Genomic DNA, 20,101 nt, shown 5'->3' with positions numbered 1-20,101 from the left:
CCCCCCCCCCCCCCCCGCGCCCCCGGGGGGGGGGCGGGGGGTGTGGCTCGGCCCGGGGGCCGGGGCGCACCGGGGCGTGGGGGGATGCTTGCGCAGTCCGGGGCCAGGGCCGGCAAGCACGGTGATCGCACCGGAGTCCCGGCGCACCAGCGAGGCCTGCCCATGAGCGTGGCCACGGTGAACAGCTTCCGCTGATCGGCTGTCCCCCCTTCTGTACCGGTGAGAGTCCCGGTATCGCCCGCGAAGCTCAGCCGGAGGCGAAGGTGATTCGCCACGGACGAGGGGGCATCGACGTGATTCGATCGTGGCCGGAAACGCGAGGGTGGGGGAGAAGACGTTTCGGCGCCCTCGCACTCGCCCTGCTGGTGCTGCTGCCCGTGGCGGGATCCGCTGTCGAGTACGCGAAACCGGACGAGGCGCTGCCACTGGGCGCCTCGTCGGCCGCGCCGGGACAGCGGCACGGCTCCGCGCCGGGATCGGGCGGATCCGACAGGCTCGCCTCGCCGCCGAGGGATTCGCCACGGCCACCCGGCGCGGTCGCCGACCGGGCCGCGCCCCCGCCCGCGCTCGAGGGAACCACCGCCGCGCGGGAACACGTCCAACCGGCCCTCGCCCAGCGCAACGAGCTTCCGGCGATCGACCCGAAGGCCGTGGAGCGGGCGCAGGACCGGACCGCGAGCACCGAAACCTTCGACAACCCGGACGGGACCCGGACGCTGCGTGTCCACACAGGACAGACGAACACGCGGCAGCCCGACGGTGGCTGGAAGCCCAACGATCCGGCCCTGCGGCCGGGCCCGGACGGCAGGCTGAGACCCGGTGTCTCCCCGGTCGACGTCAGTTTCGCGCCGGCCGCCGACGACGCGGCGGTCGCCAGGCTGGCACTGGACGGCGGCCACTCGCTGAGCTACGCGCTGGACGACGCGGCGGCGGCGCCCGGGACCGCGGCAGGTGGCGAGATCGCCTACCGGGCGGTCCGGCCCGACACCGACTTGCGCCTGTCCTCGACGGCCGAAGGGCTGAAGGAGGATCTCGTCCTCACCTCCCCGCGTGCGCAGACGTCGTACTCGTTCACCTTGCGGACCACCGGGCTCCGGCTCCAGCAGGACGGCGGTGAAATCCGTCTGCTCGACGAAACCGGCGCCGCGCGCGGCACCATCCCCGCCGGCTTCATGACCGACTCCGGCGCCGGACCGGGCGCGCGTGGCGACGGCGTGCGCTACCACCTCGTCCAGCTCGGCGCCGGGACCTGGCGGCTTCGGCTCGATCTGGACGAGGCCTGGTTACGCGATCCCGCGCGGGTCTTCCCGGTCGTGGTCGATCCGAGCGTCGGGAAGTACGCGACCGAGACCGACGACACCTACGTCCGCTCCGGCAGTACGGCCGATCATTCCGGGGAGATCGACCTGGAAGTGGGCTCGGCCAACGGGGGCCGGACGATTTCGCGGTCCTACCTGCACTTCGCGAACGCCTTGAACAGCCTGCGCAACCAGTACATCGTGGGCGCGACGGTGAACGTGCTGGCCGTCTATTCGTGCCAGCCGCGTCCGGTGACGTTGTTCGAGGCCACCCAGGGCTGGGGCGGCAACAGCCAGTGGCCAGGAGCGGCCGCTGGGCGGGCGCTGGCGACCACGACCGTGCCCGCGCTCGGCGGCGGGTGTGCCGGGCAGAGCTGGACGCCCTTCCCGCTGCCGCAGGACCTCGCCGTCCAGTGGTCACACGGAGGCGCGTTCGGGAACGGTTTCACCCTGCGCGCGGCCAACGAAGGCGATAGCTCGGCGTTCAAGCGGTTCGCCTCCGCCAACACCGTCAACAAGCCCTACCTCGACGTCCGTTATTCGCCGGAAGGCGCGGCCTATCAGCTGACCGACGTCCTGCTCCCGACCAACACCCGGGAGGGCACGTTCACCGCCAAGGTGACGAACCAGGGTTCTTCGCTCTGGCCCGCGGGCGGCGGCTACCGGCTCGGCTATCTGGTCAAGCAGAACGGGACCGTGATCAAGAGCTCCCAGGGTGTCGCGCCTCCGGTGGCGGTACCGCCCGGCGGGCAGGCCACCATCACGGTTCCCCTCACCGCGCTCGCGCCCGGCGAGTACGAGCTGCTGCTGACGATGTGGAATCCGGCGGGCGAGGACTTCCATGTGGCGTACGAGGTGCCTTACGGTTCTGCGCCGCTGAAGGTCAACAACGTGCCACCCGGGTCGAACTACCAGCAGCCGGGCACCGGGGCCGTGGTCGAAACGCTGACTCCCACCCTGTTCGCACGGGCGGTGGACGACGACAACTGGCCGAACAAAGGCTTCACCTTCCTCTTCCGCATCTGTTCCGACGCCGCGCTGACCCAGAACTGCACCGAATCCGGCTGGGGCCCGGAAAGCTGGACGCCGCCGCTCGGGAAACTGTCCTGGAGCAAGACTTTCTACTGGGGCGTCAAGACCCACGACACGGTCAGCCCGTCTCCGCAGTGGATCGGCCCGCTCGCCGTGACGACCAGGGTGCCGCAGCCGGAGATCACCTCCCATCTCGCGGGCAGCCCGGACTCGGTGAACGGGCCCGGCCTCGACCCGCAGATCGGGAACTACTCCACGGTCGTCACCGACGCCAACGTCGCCACCGCCGGCCCCGACCTCACGATCACGCGGACCTACAACAGTCTCGATCCGCGCAGGGACACGGCTTTCGGCGTCGGCTGGGCGTCGCGTCTCGACACGCGGCTCGTGCCCAACCGGACTGCGGACAACGTGGTCATCGACGCGCTCGTGACCTACTCGAACGGAAGACAGGCCCGATTCGGCCGTAATCCCGACGGCACGTTCGCGCCCCCGGCGGGTCAGAACGTCGATCTGACCTACAACTCCGCGAACGGCTACTACACCCTGCGCGACGTCACCGGCAGCACCTGGCTGTTCGACGCCGCGGGCCGGATGATCCTGCTCACCGATCCCGCCGGGCTCACCGAAAAGCTCGAATACGACTCCGCCGATCACGTCACGGCGATCACGAACCAGGTTTCCGGCCGGGCGCTGGCGATCACCTGGAACGGGGCGCATGTCGCGAAGGTGCGGACCGCGGCGCCGAAGCCGGGCGAGGAACCGCTCACGTGGACCTACACCTACGAGGGCGACAGCCTCACCACGGTCTGTGCCCCGGGTGGCGCGCCGAACTGCACGAAGTACTCACGCGTCAGCGGATCCCACTACCTCAGTTCGGTCCTCGACGACGGCCCGCGCGGTTACTGGCGGCTCGGTGAGACCGGCGGGCCGACGGTGGCGAACGCGGTCGCCCGCACGCCCGGCGCGGACGCGGGTCAGCAGCACGGCCTGAGCTTCGGCGGTGCGGGAGCGCTGGCGGGAACCGACGACCCGTCGGCCGCCTTCGACGGGATGGCGAGCTATCTGACGCTGCCGGACAACCTGTTCAACGAGCAGATGTCCGTCTCCGCGGAGCTGTGGTTCAAGACCACCACCGGAGGTACGTTGCTCGGCTACGCCGAACAACCGTTCCCCGGCACGGCGGGCAAACGGCGTCCGGTGCTGTACGTCGGTTTCGACGGGCTGCTCTACGGCGGGTTCTCGGCCCGCGATGTCACCGGCCCGAGTCAGGTGGTCAGCCAAAAGCAGGTCAACGACGGCACCTGGCACCACGCCGTGCTCACCTCCGCGATCAACCGGCAGACGCTGTATCTCGACGGTGCCCCGATCGGCGACGTCGCCGGCATCATCGACCACGGCACGATGGGCAAGCTGGTCGCCGGTGCCGGGGCGGGCGCGGGTTTCCCGTCGACGAACGGCGGCGACTACTACTTCGCCGGTGCCATCGACGAAGTCGCGCTTTACCAGCACACCCTCAGCCCGTTCGCGGTGAAGCAGCACTTCGGTGCCGGGCAGGCGGCCGACCAGCTCACCGGGATCACGCTTCCCCAGGACGACCGCCAGTACGCGCGGATCGGCTACGACAACCGGGCCGACCGGGTGCGGTCGCTGACCGATCACGACGGCCGTTCCTGGACGCTGGACACGCCCGCGCGGAACAACGCCGAACGCGTGGTCACCCTGCACGGCCCCTACCCGGACTGGACCTACAAATTCGACGCGGACCAGGGCGGGCGGTTGACCGCTACCGTCCACAAGGGATTCACCAAAGTACTGGAATACAACGAAAAGGGGTTTCTGCGGGCGACCGTCGACGAGACGGGCAACCGGGTCGAGCGCACCACCGACGATCGCGGCAACATGCTCAGCAGCAAGACCTGCCGCGCACCGGGCTCGTGCAACACGGCCTACTTCACCTATGTCACCTCGGCCGACCCGCTCGATCCCCGGCGAGACAAGCTCGCCAGCAGTTCCGACGCGCGTTCCACCGACGCGAAGGACGAGCGTTACCGCACTTCGTACACCTACGACCCGGCAGGCAGGCTCACCGGCACCAAGTACCCGATTCCCGTGGGACAAACCACGGCGCCGACCGAAACACGCACCTACGCCACCGGTGCCGAGGCCGCGGCGGGCGGCGGCAAGGTGCCTGCCGGGCTGCTGATCCGGACCACCGACCGACGCGGGCAGGAAGCGGCCTACGACTATCGCGTCAACGGTGACCTGGCTTCGTCCCGCGATGTCATGGGCCTGGTGACGCAGTTCGGCTACGACGGGATCGGCCGCAAGATCACCGAGACCGCGACCAACGCCGGCGGCGGCGACTTCGGCACCACCACCGTGGAATACACGCCCCGTTCCCAGGTCGCCACGGTCACCGCTCCGGCGGTGAAGAACCCGGTCACGGGAGTCACCCACACCCAGGTCACGAGGAACTCCTACGACGGCGACGGCAATCTCCTCGAAACCCGGCTGACCGACGCGACGGGCGGTGATCCGGAGCGGAAGACGACGTTCGGCTACGACGCCCACGACCACCGGGTCGAGGTCGGCTATCCCGACGGTGGCGTCGTCCGTTACGCCTACTCGCCGGACCTGCTCCGGAAGGTCACCACCGACGTTCTCGGTACACAGTGGACGGACCAGTTCGACGACCAGCGCCGGCTGCTGTCCCGCGTCGCCTCGGGTCCCGGGGCGAATCCGGCGGCTCCCGGCGACGGCACCTTGACCGTCGAGACCCGCAGCTACGACCCGGCGGGCAGGCTGGAGCGCACGCAGGACGCGATGGGCCGCTCCACGCGGTTCGCCTACTACGGCGACGGGCTGCCCGCCGTCACGACGCTCGAGGGCTACCGGCCGCCGGGCGGCGCGGCCCGCGACGTGGTGCTCGAACAGCGCGGCTACGACCCGGCAGGGCACGTGACCCAGCTCGTCACCGCGGGCGGCCGCAAGACGGTGACCGGCTACGACCCCGCGGGTTACGTCTCGGAGTCCACAGTGGACCCGGACACGCTCAAGCGGAAGACCACCTATCTCCGCGACGGAGCGGGCAATCCGACCAAGGTGACCGCCACCGGCGCCGCGGAGCCGGACCGGCGGGAGACCACGGACTACACCTACGCCCCGAACGGACAGGTGCTCCGGGAAGAGGTTCCCGCGTCGGCGGGTGAACTGCTCACCACCAGCGCGACCTACGACGCGAGGGGCTTGAGGACCTCGGCCACGGACCGGCGGCAGGCCGTCACCCAGTTCACCTACGACGTGGCCGGGCAGCCCGTGTCGACGATCAGGCCCGCGGTCGACGTCTGGGTCAACGGCCAGGAAAGCACCGGCCAGTCGCTGACAGAGACGTTGGGACACAACGCCTTCGGTGAAGTCACGCACTCGAAGGACCCGTCCGGCAACGTGACCTTGACCGAGCGCGACGTGATGGGCCGGGCGACGGCCGGCACCTTGCCCGCCTACACCCCGCCGGGCGGGCAGCCGATCGTTCCGGTCACGCGCACCGAATACGACCGCGCGGGCAACGCGGTGAAGACGACCGACCCGCTCGGCCGGAGCACCAGCAACACCTACGACCCCTACGGACGGGTGACGACCACGACCCTGCCCCAGGCAGGCGAGAAGCCGTCGGTGATCACCAACACCTACGACGGTATGGGGGAACTGCTCAGCACGACCGATCCGGCGGGTGCTCGCCGGGAGTTCACCTATGACGAACTCGGCAGGCGGATCACCGCGACCGACGCCGAGCGCTTCGGCGGCCAGACCGCGTACTACACCAGCGTGACGGACTATGACGACGCCGGGAACGTCGTCGCCGAGAAGACGCCGCAAGGGTTCGTCAGCACAACCGCGTACAACAACGCCAACGAGGTGATCAGCCGGACGGACGCCACGAACCGCACGGTCCGCTACGGCTACGACGACCACGGCAGGCAGATCAGCGCGACCGATCCGGCCGGGCTGGTCCAGACGACCACGTTCGATCTGGCCGGACGCGCGACCGGCACCGCCCAGCTCGTCGACGGGAAACCGCAGCGGACTTCGAGCAACACCTACGACGGCAACGGCAACCTGGTGCGCACGGTCTCCCCGGAGGGGCGGACCACCGACTTCGGCTACGACTTCCTCAACCGGACGGTGAAACAGGTCGAGAAGGTCGACGCGGCGAAGTCCATCACGACGTGGACCGGGTACGACCGGCTCGGCAACCGCAGTCATTTCGTCGACGGCAACGGGAATGCCACCGAATACACGTTCACGCCCTGGGGGAAACCGGAGTCGGTGGTCGAACCCGCGGTAGCCGGGGCGACAGCGCCGGAGGACCGTACCTGGACCACGTCCTACGACGCGGGCGGGCGCGCGGTCACCCTGACCGCTCCCGGCGGGGTACGGCGGAACCGGGAATACGACGCCCAGGCCAGGCTGATCGCCGAACACGGCTCCGGTGCCGAACAGGCCACGGCCGATCGCACGTACGGCTACGACCTGGCCGGGCGGCTGACGAAGATCGGCAGTCCCGGCGGCGACACCCTGTACACCTACGACGACCGCGGGAACCTCCGTACCTCGCAAGGTGCCACCGGGACTGCGGTCTACAACTACAACGGCGACGGGACGCTGGCTTCGCGTTCCGATGCCGCCGGGGCGGCTTCGTTCACCTACGACGCGGCCGGGCGGCTCACCTCCGCGGCGGATCCCGTCACCGGCCGCACCCTCGACTACGGCTACGACGCGGCGGGCCGCCCGTCGTACAGCGCTGATCGGGCCGTCGCCGGGCGGATCAGCCGCAGCACCACCTACGACAAGCTCGGCCGGATCGCCGCGGACGAACTCACGCAGACGACGGACACCGGGTCGCGAGTCGTCCTCGGTGAAAGCTACGGCTACGACAAGGACGACAAGGTCACCTCGAAGACCTCGACGCGGCCGGGCGGCACGACGGCGAACACCTACGGATACGACGGTGCCGGACGGCTGACGTCATGGTCGGCGGGCACGCAGACCACCAAGTACGGCTGGGACGACGCGGGCAACCGCACGTCGGTGAACGACCAGGCCTACACCTACAACGAACGGAACCAGCTGCTCTCCGGCGGCGGCGCTACCTACGCCTACAGCAAACGCGGGACCGTCTCTTCGGCGACGAAGGCCGGAGTGACCACGACCAACGGCTTCGACGCGTTCGACCGGCTGGTGCGGCAGGGGAGCACGGAATACCAGTACGACAGCAAGGATCGCGTGCAGAGCCGCAACGGCGCGGCGCTGACCTACGACGGCCTTACGAACGAGACGGTGACCGACGGGACCCGCACGGTTTCCCGGCTCCCGGACGGAACAGCCTTGGCGGACAAGGGATCCGCGGGCGGGAAGCTGCTGTTCACCGACCGCCACGACGACGTCGTCGCCCGCTACCTCGGCGCGTCGGTCGACGGCCAGCGCACGTTCGATCCGTCCGGCAGGGTGCTCGCGTCCTCCGGCGACACCTCGAACCTGGGCTACCAGGGCGACTGGACGAGCCCGGACACCGGCGACGTCAACATGACGGCCCGCTGGTACTCGCCCGACCGCGGCTCCTTCCTCTCGAGGGACGACTGGAACCCGGCTCCGTCTCCTTCCACCGCCGCGAACCGTTATACGTACGGCAACGGTGACGCCGTGGGTATCACCGACCCGAGCGGTCACTGCCCGATCTGTCTCGCGCCCGTGATCCCGGCGGCGGCGGAAGGGCTGGGAACGCTGCTGGGCTGGCTCACGGCCGGTGCCATCGGGACGGCGGCGGTCGACCAGTGCATCCGGCACTGCTCTTTCTCCACCCCGCGGCCGAGAGCCGGATCCTCGAGCGGTGCGTGGGCCATCGGTTCCGCGATCGCCGGCGCGTTTCTCATCGCTCGGCTGTACCTGGCCGGTAGATGGGCCAGCGAGTGGGGGCGAGGGGGCGGAACCAACGTCCTTCCCGGAGCGCGGCCAGGAAGCCTGCCAGGGCGGTGGCCTGGCGGCAGGCTGCCCGGCGGCCGGTTCGGCGGCCCGCGAATTCCTGCGCCTCCGCCACCGCCACCCCCGCCGCCGTGGATCGCCGCGGCTGTCCGGGCCGCCGCGCAGACCGTAGCCGGTGGAACCGTCAAGCCGATCGCCGACGCGGTGAGCGCTGTCACCGGCACCACGCAGGTCATGGACCCGGGGGCCGAGTACAGCAGCAAAGCCAACCGGATCATCGATGTCGGTGCCGAGAGCCTTCTTTACCTGCGGGCTGTCCAGGCACTCGGCAACGGTGGCCCGAACGCGGTACCGCTCGGGAGCGGCAAGGACGACGACAATCCTTGTGGCGGCTGGGTCGACTACGGGCCGCCCGTCTCTGCCACGGGTAACCGGGCCACCGGCATCGTGGCGAAACTGTGCGCACCTTTGCCATCTGGCACCCGGACGGACATCGATGTCGCGCCAGAAGGCCACACGAAGACCGATGGGCGGGGACACAACTACGACAAGCTCCATCTTCTCGCGAAGTCCCTCGGCGGCAGCGGGAGTGACCTGCGAAACCTGGTCACCGGCTATGCGAATGCGGTCAACAGGTCGCAGATGACGCGAGTGGAAAGAGCCGTTCGTAAGGCTGTGGAGGGTGGTGAACAGATCTACTACAGGGTGACGCCGATCTATATCGAGAACCGGGACGACCTGGACGCCTACGGGAACAAGAACGTGCCTGCCTACATCATCATGGATGCCATCGGCAACAAGGGAACGTGTGCGCACGCGGTGATAACCAACCGAGCGCCGAGAAGGGAAACCACTTATGGCGGCGGCTGTGGATGAACTCGCCGCGATGCTCGGCGCGCCTGCCGAGGCGCCACTGCCGGTGGATTGGCGGACGGTCGAGGAACGTCTGGGGCTGCGGCTGCCCTCGGACTACAAGTCGGTCGCGGATCGGTACCCGGCCATGTTCGTCAACGAATTCCTGCGGATCACTCACCCGGCCTGCACCGCGGCGAACATGAACTTGCTGGCCGAGTCGCTGGAGCGCACGAACGCGACGCGGGAACTGACGCTGGAATTTCCGGACATGCATGTTTACTCGGTGTACCCGGATCCGGGTGGAATCCTGTGCTGGGGGAACACCGTCAACAGTGACCAATGCTACTGGCTGACCGAAGGCGACCCCGATGAGTGGTGTGTCGTGGTGGGTGAGGAAAAGGGATTCTGTTGGACTTATGACGGAAACTTCTCGTCTTTTCTGTTGGCTGCATTTAGTGGTGACCTCGATCACTCATTCTATCGGGATTTCACAGGCGCACTGCGTAGCGTCGAATATGTCAGGTAGTGGGAAGGAAAGATGAAGACTTCACGACGCGCGGCGGTTCTCGCCGCGACGATTTCCCTGGCGGTGGGCGCTCTGGCGTCACCGGCCGACGCCGCTCCGCCGGGTGACGCGCCGGTCGCCGCATCGGTGGCAGCGCAGAGACCCCAGGAGCAGGTGGCGGCGGACAAGTCCGGCCACACCCTGCTCTACGTGCAAGGCCCGGACGAAACGCAGCTCCGAGCGGCGGTCGCGGGCGTCGGCGGGACGGTGTCGGCGGCACAGCCCGGTCGTGTCCGGGCCGCCGTACCACCCGGCAAAGTCGACGAACTGGCCAGGAAACCGGGGGTACGGGAGGTCAAACGGCCCACCCGGGTGTTGCCCGCGAGCATCACCTCGGAGGGCGTGGCCGCTTCCGGTGCGGACGCGTGGATCCAGGCGGGAACCAAGGGCGCCGGGGTGAAGATCGGAATCCTGGACGTCGGCTTCGGCGGCCTCGCCGAAGCGCAGGCGGCCGGGGAACTGCCCAGCGGCGCGCAGCTGGTCACCAACGGCTCGAACTGCCTCGACTCCACGGTCGACGACGACCACGGCGTCAACGTCGCCGAAATCGTCCATGACATGGCACCCGACGCGCAGCTCTACCTTTCGTGCGTCCAGGACGACATGGGATTCGCCCCGGCGGCGGACTGGCTGCGGCAGCAGGGAGTCCAGGTCATCAGCGCGGCGATCGCCGTGCCCGGCGCGGAACGCGGCGACGGCACGAGCCCTCGGCCGGACAGCCCCGCTCAGGTCGTCCAGCGATCGCGGGAAGCAGGGATCATGTGGGCGGCCGCCGCGGGCAACTACGGTGAACTCCACTTCGGCGGGACCGCGGCCGACCGGGCCGGCGGCAACGGCTGGGTCGAGTTCAGCGGCTCGTCCGAGGTCAACAGCTTCTCGCTGGGCAAGGGCGCGCGAGCGACCGTCACGCTGCGCTGGGACGCCTGGCCGGTCACCACGAACGATCTCGACCTGTACGTCACCGACAGCGCGGTCGCGCCGACCGGCCCGAACGACCCGCATGTCGTGGCGCGCTCGACACTGTCCCAACGCGACACCGCCGGTGGTGCCGCGCCGGTCGAAGAGACCCAGTTCCTGAACACCACGGGCGCCGCCGCGACGTTCTACACCTGGGTCAAGAACAACAACGCGCCCTACACCACGAAATTCGATCTCTACGTCACCAAAGCCGCGACCGGCGCCCTGCAGTGGCCCACACCAGCGGGAAGTATCGCCGAGCCGGCAAGCTCCCCCTACGTCCTCGCCGCCGGAGCGACCCAGCCCGGTTTAGGTCTGCTGGAGACCTACAGCAGCCGTGGTCCCACCATCGACGGCCGCGCGAAACCCGATCTCACCGGCTTCGACAAGGTCTCCACCGCGGCGAGTGCCGGCGGCACCTTCGGGGGCACGTCCGCGGCCGCCGCGCACGTCGCCGGCGCGGCCGCGTTGCTGAAGTCGGCGAATCCCCGGCTCGACGCCACCGGCATCGAAAGCCTGCTGAAGACCCGCGCGAGAGCTGTTACCGGTGGCTCCGCGAACGATTGGGGCGCCGGGATCCTCGCGCTCGGCTCGCCCGGCTCGGCTCCCGGCGCGGTGCCGGGCGGCTACACCCCGCTCACCAGTCCGTCGCGCGTGCTGGACACCAACACCGGGATCGGCGGGCACCAGCGGAGGTTCAGTCCAGGGGAGACTTTCGCGCTCGCGATCCCCGGTGCTCCCGCCGACGCCACGGCCGTGGTCCTCACCGTCACCGCCGGGCTCACCGACGGCCCCACCGAACTGCGGTTCACCGCGGAGAACCCGGGCACGGCGCAACCGGTCCGGTTCCCGGTCGCCGCCGGACGGCAGAGCGCGCTGACCATGGTGGTGCCGCTCGGCGCCGACCGTGCCGTCCGCGTCACCAACACGGCCGGGACCCCCGGTGTCCAGGTGGACTTCTCCGGCTACTTCAGTCCCGACGGCGCCGGTGCCTACACGGCCAGGGCAGGGGGTACGCGGCTGCTGGACACCCACGATCTCACCGGCCCCCGGCACACCCCGCTCGCCGGCGGCGAGGAGATCGCGCTTCAGGTGCGGGGCGTCGCCGGGGTGCCGGCCACCGCGACGACCGTCGCGCTCAACCTGACCGCCTCCAGTACCACCGAGCCGAGCACGATCGCGGCCTATCCACAGAGCTACATCGCGGGGACCGCCAACGCGGTCTACCTCAACGTGGGGCAGCGCCGGTCGAATCTCGCGGTGGTCCGGATCGGCGACGACGGCAAGATCCGGTTGCGCAACTCCGCGGGCCTGACCCATCTCGCGGCCGATCTGCTCGGCTGGTTCGCCCCCGGTGACGGCGCGAAGTTCGTGGCGTTGCCCGGCAGCAGCCGGGTCATCGACACCCGCACCGGCAACGGTGTCCCCCGGGCGGCGATCGGCAGAGGGACGGTCGCCACCGCCCAGGTCGGCGGTGTCGGCGGAGTGCCGAGGGACGCCACCGGCGTACTCGTCACCGGTGCCGTGTCGGACAAGATCCTCAGCACCGGCGTCTCGCTCTACGCGCCGGAGACCGGCTGGGCCGTCGCGCCACAGGTGCAGGCCGATCAAGGGCAGGAGGCCGCGGCGACGGCGATCGCCCCGCTGGGTGCCGGCGGCAAGCTCGCCGCCACCAGCTCCGACGGCGCGGTCGAAATGTTCGCCGAGGTCGCGGGTTACTTCGTCGGCGGGAATCCGGCGGGCCCGGCCGGGAACTGCGTGAGCACCGGTGACGAACCGGGGTTCCGGCCGCTGATCAACGGAGGAGCCGAAACCTCATTGGCCCGTTGGGACGTCAACAGCGCGCAACGGGACGGCTGCGAGTTCGGCACCCTGTCCGGCACCGCCGGCCCCTGGAACCCTGCCGACAGCTTCGACAACGACTACACCCTTCGCCTGGACTGGAAGGCCACCACGCCGAACTCGCAGTCGGCGGTCAGCGTCGGCGGAACGCGGATTCCCGGGGTGCCCAATCCGCAGGCGCTGGTCGCGATCAGCGGGGGTTCGGCCCCCGCACTCGAGTCCAGCGGTGCGATCAAGGGCGTCCAGGCGCCGGCCACCGCCGCCGCGAAACCGGTGGGGGAGTGGAACACCTTCGAACTCACCATGGCGGGCCCCAAGCTCACCGTGCTGCTCAACGGTGTCAAGGTCAACGAGTACACGAACCCGGCGGGCTTCGCGCGGCACAGCATGCTGTCGCTGTCCGGTCACGGCACCGGCGATCAGGTGCGGTTCCGCAACCTGCGCGTCCGGTCGAACCGGGTCTCCGGCAGCGGGCCGGTCACCGGAGTGGGCGGCGCGTGCCTCAACCTCGCCGGTGGCGTCCCGTCCGGTTCCACCGTCGAAATGCGGACCTGCGACGGAAGTCCCGGCCAGCTGTGGACCGCGGACGACCTGAGCCTGCAGGTGGTGGGGCAATGCCTGGAAGCGCAGAACAACGGGACCGAACCGGGAACCAGAGTGGTCGCGGTGGCCTGCTCCGGTGGCCCTGGGCAGGAGTGGCAGTCCTTTTCGGACGGTCGTATCTTCAACCCGTACTCGGCGAAATGCCTGTCCGCGGCCGGTTCGGCCAACGGCTCCGCGTTGACCATCCAGGGATGCAACGGCCAGGCCCAGCAGTTGTGGACGTTACGGGAGCGGTCGTCGGCCGCGGGACAGCTGACCAACGGGTTCGGTAACTGCCTCAACGTCACGAACCGTCAGGTCGGCGACGACGCGACCGTCGGCACCATCGGCTGTGTGGCTTCGCTGTCCGACACGTGGTCGTTGTCCCCGGACGGGCAGATCCGGGCGCTCGGGCGCTGTCTCGCGCTCAAGGGCGGGGCCACCACCGACGGCACCCGCGTCGTCACCGCGCGGTGTACCGGGGACACCGCCCAGCAATGGCAGCTGCGGCCCGAAGGCGGCCTGGTGAACGCGAAGTCGGGCAAGTGCCTCGACTCCGCCCAGGGCGCCACCTCGGTGACCATCCAGTGGTGTGTCCCGTCCCAGTTCCAGACCTGGTCCACCGTCAAGATGTTCCCGCACAAGGGAAGGATCGTCGGCATTCACGGGAAATGCGTGGACGTGCGCAACAACGCCGACGCCAACGGGACCGCCGTCCAGCTCTACCCCTGCAACGGGTCCGTCGCGCAGCAGGCCATCGTGCAGAACGACGGGACCATCCGGATGAAGAGCCGCTGTGTCGACGTCACCGGCGGGGTGACGGCGAACGGAACCCCGGTCCAGCTGTACGACTGCACCGGCGTCACGGCGCAACGCTGGTTCCAGCGCCCCGACGGCATGATCGAGAACCCGATGTCCGGCCGCTGCCTCGGTACCCGGGGCGCCGCGACCGAGGACAGCACCCAGCTGGTCATCTCCGACTGCGCGTTCCAGCCGGATCAGCGATGGGGGGTTCAGTTCGACTGAGCCGGAATCCGGGACTGCCGTGGCGTCGCCCCCGGCGCTGGGTGGGCGGTGCGTGCCGCAGGGGGAGGGGATCGGCGGCACGCACCGCCCGGCAGGGCTCCCGCTCCGCGGGGACGTGCGGAGCGGGCGCAGGGGAGACCACGCCGGCGTGCCTTCGTGACGGGAAAGGCGCCGTTCCGTCGTCCCCTCGCTCGCCCGCCCGTTCGAGCGCGTCGCTTTCGTAGCGTCCCAATGGTTTCCGGGGTCAGCGCGGGGGAGCGGCCGGAGCCTCGAGGATGCGGTGGAGCAGCTCGTCGACGGCGGTATCGGCCTCGGCCGCCGCGGCGGCCGGGTCGTCGGCGCGGGCGATGAGCATGGCGATTTCGTTCATGCTCGCCAGTAGCGCGTGGGCGAAGAACACCACGTGGCCCGGGTCGAGGTGCGCCGCGTCGGTGGCCGCGGCGAGCGCGACCTTGACCTGGCGCAGGACGCGGCGTTCGTCGAGTTCCCGCCAGCGCTGCCAGCCGAGCACCGAGGGCGCGTCGATGAGCACGATGCGATGCACTGCCGGGTCGGCGGTGAGCCGGATCCAGGCACGGCAGCCCGCGCGGAGCGCGGACACCGGGTCCGGCGCGTCGCGCGTCGCGGCGGCCATGCTTTCGCCCGTGCGGTCGTAGACGGTGTCGAGCACGGCGGCGAACAACGCGTCCTTACCACCGAAGTGGTGGTAGAGCGCGCCGCGGCTGACCCCGGAGTCCCGCAGCACGGCCTCGATCGAGGTCCCTTCGTAGCCGCGTTCGGTGAACAGCCTGGTGGCCACCGCCACCAGGTGCTCCCGGGTCGCCTGACCGCGTTCCGCCTTCTTGTTCACGTACCGACGCCTCCCTCGCGATTGACATACCGACTGTCGGTCTGGAATAACTAGACCGACAGTCGGTATGGACTTCGGGGAGGACTTTAACCATGGACGTACGCGAGCTCGAAGCTCACCGCCGCCGCGTGTCGACCCGCTTCGGCGAAGTCAGCTATCTCGACGTCGGCACCGGCCCCGCCGCGCTGTTCGTCCACGGCGTCGGCACGAACGCCGGGCTGTGGCGGCACGTCATCGCCGCCTCGGCCGGGCAGCGCCGGTGTATCGCGTTCGACCTGCCGGGGCACGGTCATTCACCGGTGCACGCGGACCGTGACCTCTCCCTGCGCGGACTCGCCGGACTGGTCGAAGAGTTCTGCGAGGCACTGGAACTCGCCGAGGTCGACCTGGTCGCCAACGACACCGGCGGTGCCGTCGCCCAGGTCTTCGCCGTCGGTCACCCCGCGCGGCTGCGTACGCTCACCCTCACCAACTGCGACACCCACGACAATCTGCCGCCCGAGGCGTTCCGGCCCACGGTCGAACTCGCCGAGCAAGGCAGGCTCGCGTCACTCGCCGCACAGCTCGTCGCGAATCCCGGGTTGGCGAGGGCCGGGACGTACGGTGCCGGATACGAACATCCGGACCAGGTCGACGACGCCACCCTTCGCGACTACCTCACGCCGGTGTTCGGCACCATCGAGGCCGCCCGTGGCTTCGAGCGGCTACTGACCTCCCTTAAAGCCGACGACCTTGTCGCCATCGAGCCGGAGCTGAAGGAGCTCAGGGTGCCGACGCTGATCGTCTGGGGCACCGGCGACGAGAACTTCGAGACGCGCTGGGCCTACTGGCTGCGGGACACCATTCCCGGCGTCCAAGAGGTGGTCGAGGTCGAGGGCGCGAAACTCTTCTTTCCCGACGAGCGCCCCGGCGAGCTGACGCCGCACCTCCACCGGCATTGGGCTCGCACTCTCCCGCGGTGAGCGAGGATTCCGCGTCGACCGTCCTCTGTGGACGGAAGTGGCAGGTGGGCGGTGCGTGCCGCAGGGGGAGGGGATCGGCGGGGGGGGGGGGGGGGGGGGGGGGGGGGGGGGGGGGCGGCCCCCCCCCCCCCCCCCGGCAGGGCTCCCGCTCCGCGGGGACGTGCGGAGCGGGCGCAGGGGAGACCACGCCGGGGTGCCTTCGTGACGGGAAAGGCGCCGTTCCCAGGCGGGTTCACCCGTTTGCCGGGCCGGCGCCGATCGCGCTGGTGGCGTGGTTCACAGGCTGAAGAGGATCCCGCGCACGATCACCGCGGCGACGAACACGAGAGTGAAGGCGAGGTCCAGCGAGATCCCGCCGATCCGCACCGGCCGCGCGACCCGCCGGACCGGCGCGATCACCGGCTCGGTCGCCGCGTGCGCCAGCTGCCGGGCGCGCCGCACCCACGGCGGGCTGTCCACCACCGCGCCCGCCCAGTCCAGCACCATCCGCCCGATCAGCACGATGATGAACAGCGTCACCACGAGCCCGAGCAACGTTCCGACAAAACCCATCGTCGTCCACTCCCGTCGACACCGTGTTCACGGCCGTTCCGTGTACTGCCGCTATCCGGACAACGGGGACACCCCGCCGAAAGTGCTCGCTCCGCGAGATTCACAGCCGATCCTCAGGCGCGCGGGACGACTTCCGGGTGACGGGCCGTCCTCCCTTCGACGGACGACGACGGCGCGGCGGCGTTGCCAACATCGGGCGGTGGACGGATTCCGGAAGACCCTGACCGGCGTACTGGTTCTGCTCCTGCTCGGTACCGCGGCACCCGCGGCCTTCGCCGAGGGGCCGTCCGCGCCCGCCCGGCAGGCGGACGCGGCCGACACCCCGGTGCTCGCCTGGGGCCCGTGCCGCGAGCCGGGGCACGAGCGATACCAGTGCGCGGTCGCCGAGGTACCGCTCGACTACGCGCGCCCGCACGGGAAACGGCTGCCGCTGGCGGTGCTCCGGCAGCCGGCCACCGATCCCGCGCGGCGGATCGGCACGTTGTTCACCGCGGTGGGCGGGCCCGGCGGCTCCGGGCTCGACGCGGCCAAGCGCGGCACGCTCGCCGACGGCGAACTGGCGCGCCGGTTCGACGTGGTGACCTTCGACCAGCGCGGGATCGGCCGCAGCCGCCAGGTCCGGTGTTTCGCTTCGGAGGCCGAACAGAACCGGTTCTGGGCGGGCACCGCGCTGCCCCCGGCGAACCCGGCGGAGGAACGGCTAGCCGAAGGCAACAGCAGGGCACACGCGCGTGGCTGTGCCGAGCACGACGCGGAACTCGTCGGGCACCTCACCACGGCGGACGCCGCCCAGGACCTCGACCTGCTGCGCCGGGCCGTCGGCGATCGGGAGATGACCTTCAGCGGCGGCTCGTACGCCAGCTACCTCGGCGAGGTCTACGGCGCGTTGTTCGGTGATCGTGTCCGCGCGTTGCAGCTCAACGCGATGATCGATCCGGACGGCTACACCAACCGCACGCTGGAGATGCTGTGGCGCCGTTCGGCGGGCACTGTCGAGGTGCTGCGCGAGTTCGCGCGGCTGTGCACCGAAGCCGGTACGGCGCGATGCCCGGTGGCCGGAGACACCCTCGCCCGCAACACCGCTGTGCTCGACAGGCTGAAGCGCGGGCCCATCACCGTCGGGCGTGGCAAGGACGCGCTGGAGCTGCGCTATGCCGACGTCGTCCCGCTTCACGCGCAGTTGCTCTACGACACCCGGGAAGGCTGGCCCGCGCTGGCCGGACTGATCGCCGGACTGGAACGCGGGCCGGACGGCGATCCCGCGCCACTGCGGGAGATCTACCGGGTCACCGGTTTCCGGCTGGACTTCCTGGACTCCTTCACCGCGATCTCCTGCGCGGACAACACTTTCCCACCGGTTCCGGGAGCGTGGCCCGCGCTGGCACGCGCGTTCGACGCGTACGCGCCGGTCTACGGCAGGCATTGGCTGTACCCGATGCAGGCCTGCGCGTCCTGGGGCGCGCCGCCGGGTGGTTACCCGCAGCGGTACCGGGGGCCGTGGACGCTGCGGTCCCGGACGCCCGCGCTGCTGATGAACAACCGGTACGACCCGGTCACGTCGGTGGCCTTCGCCCACGACGCCCGTCGCCAACTGGGCAACGCCCGGCTGCTCGTCGTGGACGGGCACGGGCACAACCCGCTCGGCAGCGCCTGCACCGACCGGCTGCGCGAGCGGTATCTGATCGACCTGGAACTCCCGGCTCCCGATGCCCGGTGCGCCCCGGACCATCGGCCGTTCGAGACGTCGTAACGCCGGTGCCTCGCCGGGCGGCCCGGGATCTGGGACAGTCGTCACGGGCGGCGGCGAGCCGTTAGCGTGGGGGAGAAGGAGGCACGATGACGGAGTTCCCGGGAGCGCGCGGAACTGTCCACTATCGACAGTGGACGCCGGAGCGGCCCAAGGCGGTGGTGGTGTTCTTCCACGGGCTCGGCGAGCACGTCGGCTCCTACGAGGTCTTCGCGTCGGCGCTCGTCGCGGCGGGTTACGCCGTCTGGGCCGCCGACCACGCGGGACACGGCCGCAGCGAAGGCGAGCGGGTGCGCGTCGACCGGATCGACGACCTGCTCGACGACGCGGGCACGTTCGTCGGCCTCGCCGGGGCCGCGCATCCCGGCCTGCCGCTGGTGCTGGCCGGGCATTCGCTCGGCTCGACCGTCGCCACGCTGCTGACCGCCGAGCGGCTGCTGCCCGCCGGGACGCGCCCGGCGGCCCTCGTGCTCGCGGGGTCCTCCCTCGTGCCGGTCCCCGGTGCGGAGAACGGGCTGGTGGCGTTGCTCGCCAGCGGAATCGACCCGCTGGACCTCCGGAAGGATCCCGGCGAACTCAACCGCAACGCGGCCGTGGTCGAGCAGATCCGCAACGATCCGCTGACCTGGCAGGGCGGCCTCCGGCACGAGACGCTGGCGGCGCTGGGCGAAGCCGCGCAACGGGTGGCGGCTGTGCTTGCCGCCGGGACGTTGTCCCTGCCGGTGTTACTGCTGCACGGCGAAGCCGATGATCTCGCCCCCGCCGAGGGCGCGGAACTTGCCGCGGCGCAGCTGCCCGACGCCCGCGCCAGGATCTTCCCCGCCGATCTCCACAACATCCTCAACGAGATCGACCGGGACGTCGTCTATCGCGAGCTGACCGCCTTTCTCGACGAGGCAGTGCGCTCGTCGGACGTGCCCACCCCCTGAACGTCCGCTCCGGCTCGTATCGCGGTCCGTGAAGGCCTCCTTACCGGCGCTCAGTGCTGTGAAGGAGGCCTTCACGGACCGCTGCCTCGTCGGTCCACAAAGGACTTGACGGCGGGCGCGGAGGGGTCCCGGGCCGCCGGGCTAGCGTGCGGCGCATGGCTTGGCTGCGCAGGAAGAGCGGGGGCGGTTCCGCGGTGCCGGCGCGGATGCCCCCGGCCGTCGACCCCGGCAGCACGGAGCGGTTCGCGGAGCGCGTGCGGGAGCTCAGCCAGGCGGGCAGGCACGGGACGCTCACCCAGGTCTTCGACTACCTCGAGCTGCTGCGGGGCAGGCAGGACCTGCCGCTGTTCGCCGGGGTGAGCGGCCGGGCCGCGATCCTGCTGAGCCTCTCCGGCCGCATGCGCGCGAACCTCGACGGCCTCGACGAGCTGATCCGCCGCAAGGGCGCGCGCCTGTACCTGCAGGGCCACCGGCTCGACCGGTTCGGGATCGTGCGCGCGGTCCTGGAACTGCCGGAGTACGAGCTGATCTTCGAGGCACCGCTGACCCTGGCCGACGGCGACGTGCAGGAATTCGTCTCCGCCGCGTACCAGAACGAAGCCGTCGAGGTGCACCTCACCCACACGTCCGGGACGGAGCCCGCGCGGTTCGCCTGCCGGGCGGCCGGGATCCGGCCCGTGGTGGACGCCGCGCTGGAGGCGGTGCGCGGCCTCGACCATCCCGCGACACACGCCGAACAGGCGACGGCCGCGGACGAGCTGGAAGTCCGGTTCCCCACCGTCGGTGACGGGCTGAGCGGCCGGACCCGCGTCCGGCTGACCGTCACCGGGACACCGGACGGCGTCGTGACCATGGTGGCCAGACACTGAGCCGAAGGACGCTCTGCTCGCGCTCAACGCCGTGAAGGCCTCCTTCACGGCGT

The 20,101-nt window shown here is 70.4% G+C and carries 9 protein-coding genes; 7 read left to right on the top strand and 2 right to left on the bottom strand.

Annotated features, from left to right (window positions below):
- Positions 1–293 precede the first annotated feature (293 nt).
- The 3 genes from ACFWX1_RS28270 to ACFWX1_RS28260 are packed head-to-tail and all read left to right on the top strand — an operon-like array spanning position 294 to position 14,139.
- Positions 294–9,188 carry a DNA/RNA non-specific endonuclease gene (locus ACFWX1_RS28270; RefSeq protein ID WP_378392320.1) on the top strand — a complete coding sequence of 2,965 codons (8,895 nt, stop codon included), beginning with the start codon at positions 294–296 and terminating at the stop codon, positions 9,186–9,188.
- Complete coding sequence (locus tag ACFWX1_RS28265) at positions 9,181–9,693, top strand: hypothetical protein (RefSeq protein WP_378392318.1); 513 nt, start codon at positions 9,181–9,183, stop codon at positions 9,691–9,693. The genes ACFWX1_RS28270 and ACFWX1_RS28265 overlap by 8 nt, the downstream gene beginning before the upstream one ends.
- Positions 9,694–9,705: 12 nt before the next feature.
- Complete coding sequence (locus tag ACFWX1_RS28260; RefSeq protein WP_378392317.1) at positions 9,706–14,139, top strand: ricin-type beta-trefoil lectin domain protein; 4,434 nt, start codon at positions 9,706–9,708, stop codon at positions 14,137–14,139.
- 244 nt (positions 14,140–14,383) lie between these two features.
- On the opposite strand, the gene ACFWX1_RS28255 is transcribed toward ACFWX1_RS28260, so the two are convergent.
- On the bottom strand, positions 14,384–14,989 hold the full coding sequence (locus ACFWX1_RS28255; RefSeq protein ID WP_378392315.1) for a TetR/AcrR family transcriptional regulator: 606 nt from the start codon (positions 14,987–14,989) through the stop codon (positions 14,384–14,386).
- A gap of 92 nt (positions 14,990–15,081) precedes the next feature.
- Between ACFWX1_RS28255 and ACFWX1_RS28250 the strand changes: the two genes are divergently transcribed.
- Complete coding sequence (locus ACFWX1_RS28250; protein ID WP_378392313.1) at positions 15,082–15,951, top strand: alpha/beta fold hydrolase; 870 nt, start codon at positions 15,082–15,084, stop codon at positions 15,949–15,951.
- A gap of 276 nt (positions 15,952–16,227) precedes the next feature.
- Here the strand turns inward: ACFWX1_RS28250 and ACFWX1_RS28245 are convergent, their stop codons facing one another.
- Complete coding sequence (locus tag ACFWX1_RS28245) at positions 16,228–16,503, bottom strand: YggT family protein (protein WP_378392311.1); 276 nt, start codon at positions 16,501–16,503, stop codon at positions 16,228–16,230.
- Between the two features lie 199 nt (positions 16,504–16,702).
- Between ACFWX1_RS28245 and ACFWX1_RS28240 the strand changes: the two genes are divergently transcribed.
- The 3 genes from ACFWX1_RS28240 to ACFWX1_RS28230 all read left to right on the top strand — a co-directional run bounded on the left by ACFWX1_RS28240 (position 16,703) and on the right by ACFWX1_RS28230 (position 20,048).
- A complete protein-coding gene (locus ACFWX1_RS28240) occupies positions 16,703–18,253 on the top strand; it encodes an alpha/beta hydrolase (RefSeq protein WP_378392309.1) in 1,551 nt (516 codons plus the stop codon).
- A gap of 86 nt (positions 18,254–18,339) precedes the next feature.
- Positions 18,340–19,179 carry an alpha/beta fold hydrolase gene (locus ACFWX1_RS28235; protein ID WP_378392307.1) on the top strand — a complete coding sequence of 280 codons (840 nt, stop codon included), beginning with the start codon at positions 18,340–18,342 and terminating at the stop codon, positions 19,177–19,179.
- 155 nt (positions 19,180–19,334) lie between these two features.
- Positions 19,335–20,048, top strand: coding sequence for a hypothetical protein (locus ACFWX1_RS28230; protein WP_378392305.1), 714 nt, complete (start codon positions 19,335–19,337; stop codon positions 20,046–20,048).
- Positions 20,049–20,101: the final 53 nt, after the last annotated feature.

Origin of the sequence: Amycolatopsis sp. NPDC059021, assembly GCF_042739895.1 — a bacterium.
GTDB lineage: Bacteria > Actinomycetota > Actinomycetes > Mycobacteriales > Pseudonocardiaceae > Amycolatopsis.
Note: the sequence above shows the minus strand (reverse complement) of the source record. Positions and strands in the feature narration are given on the sequence as shown.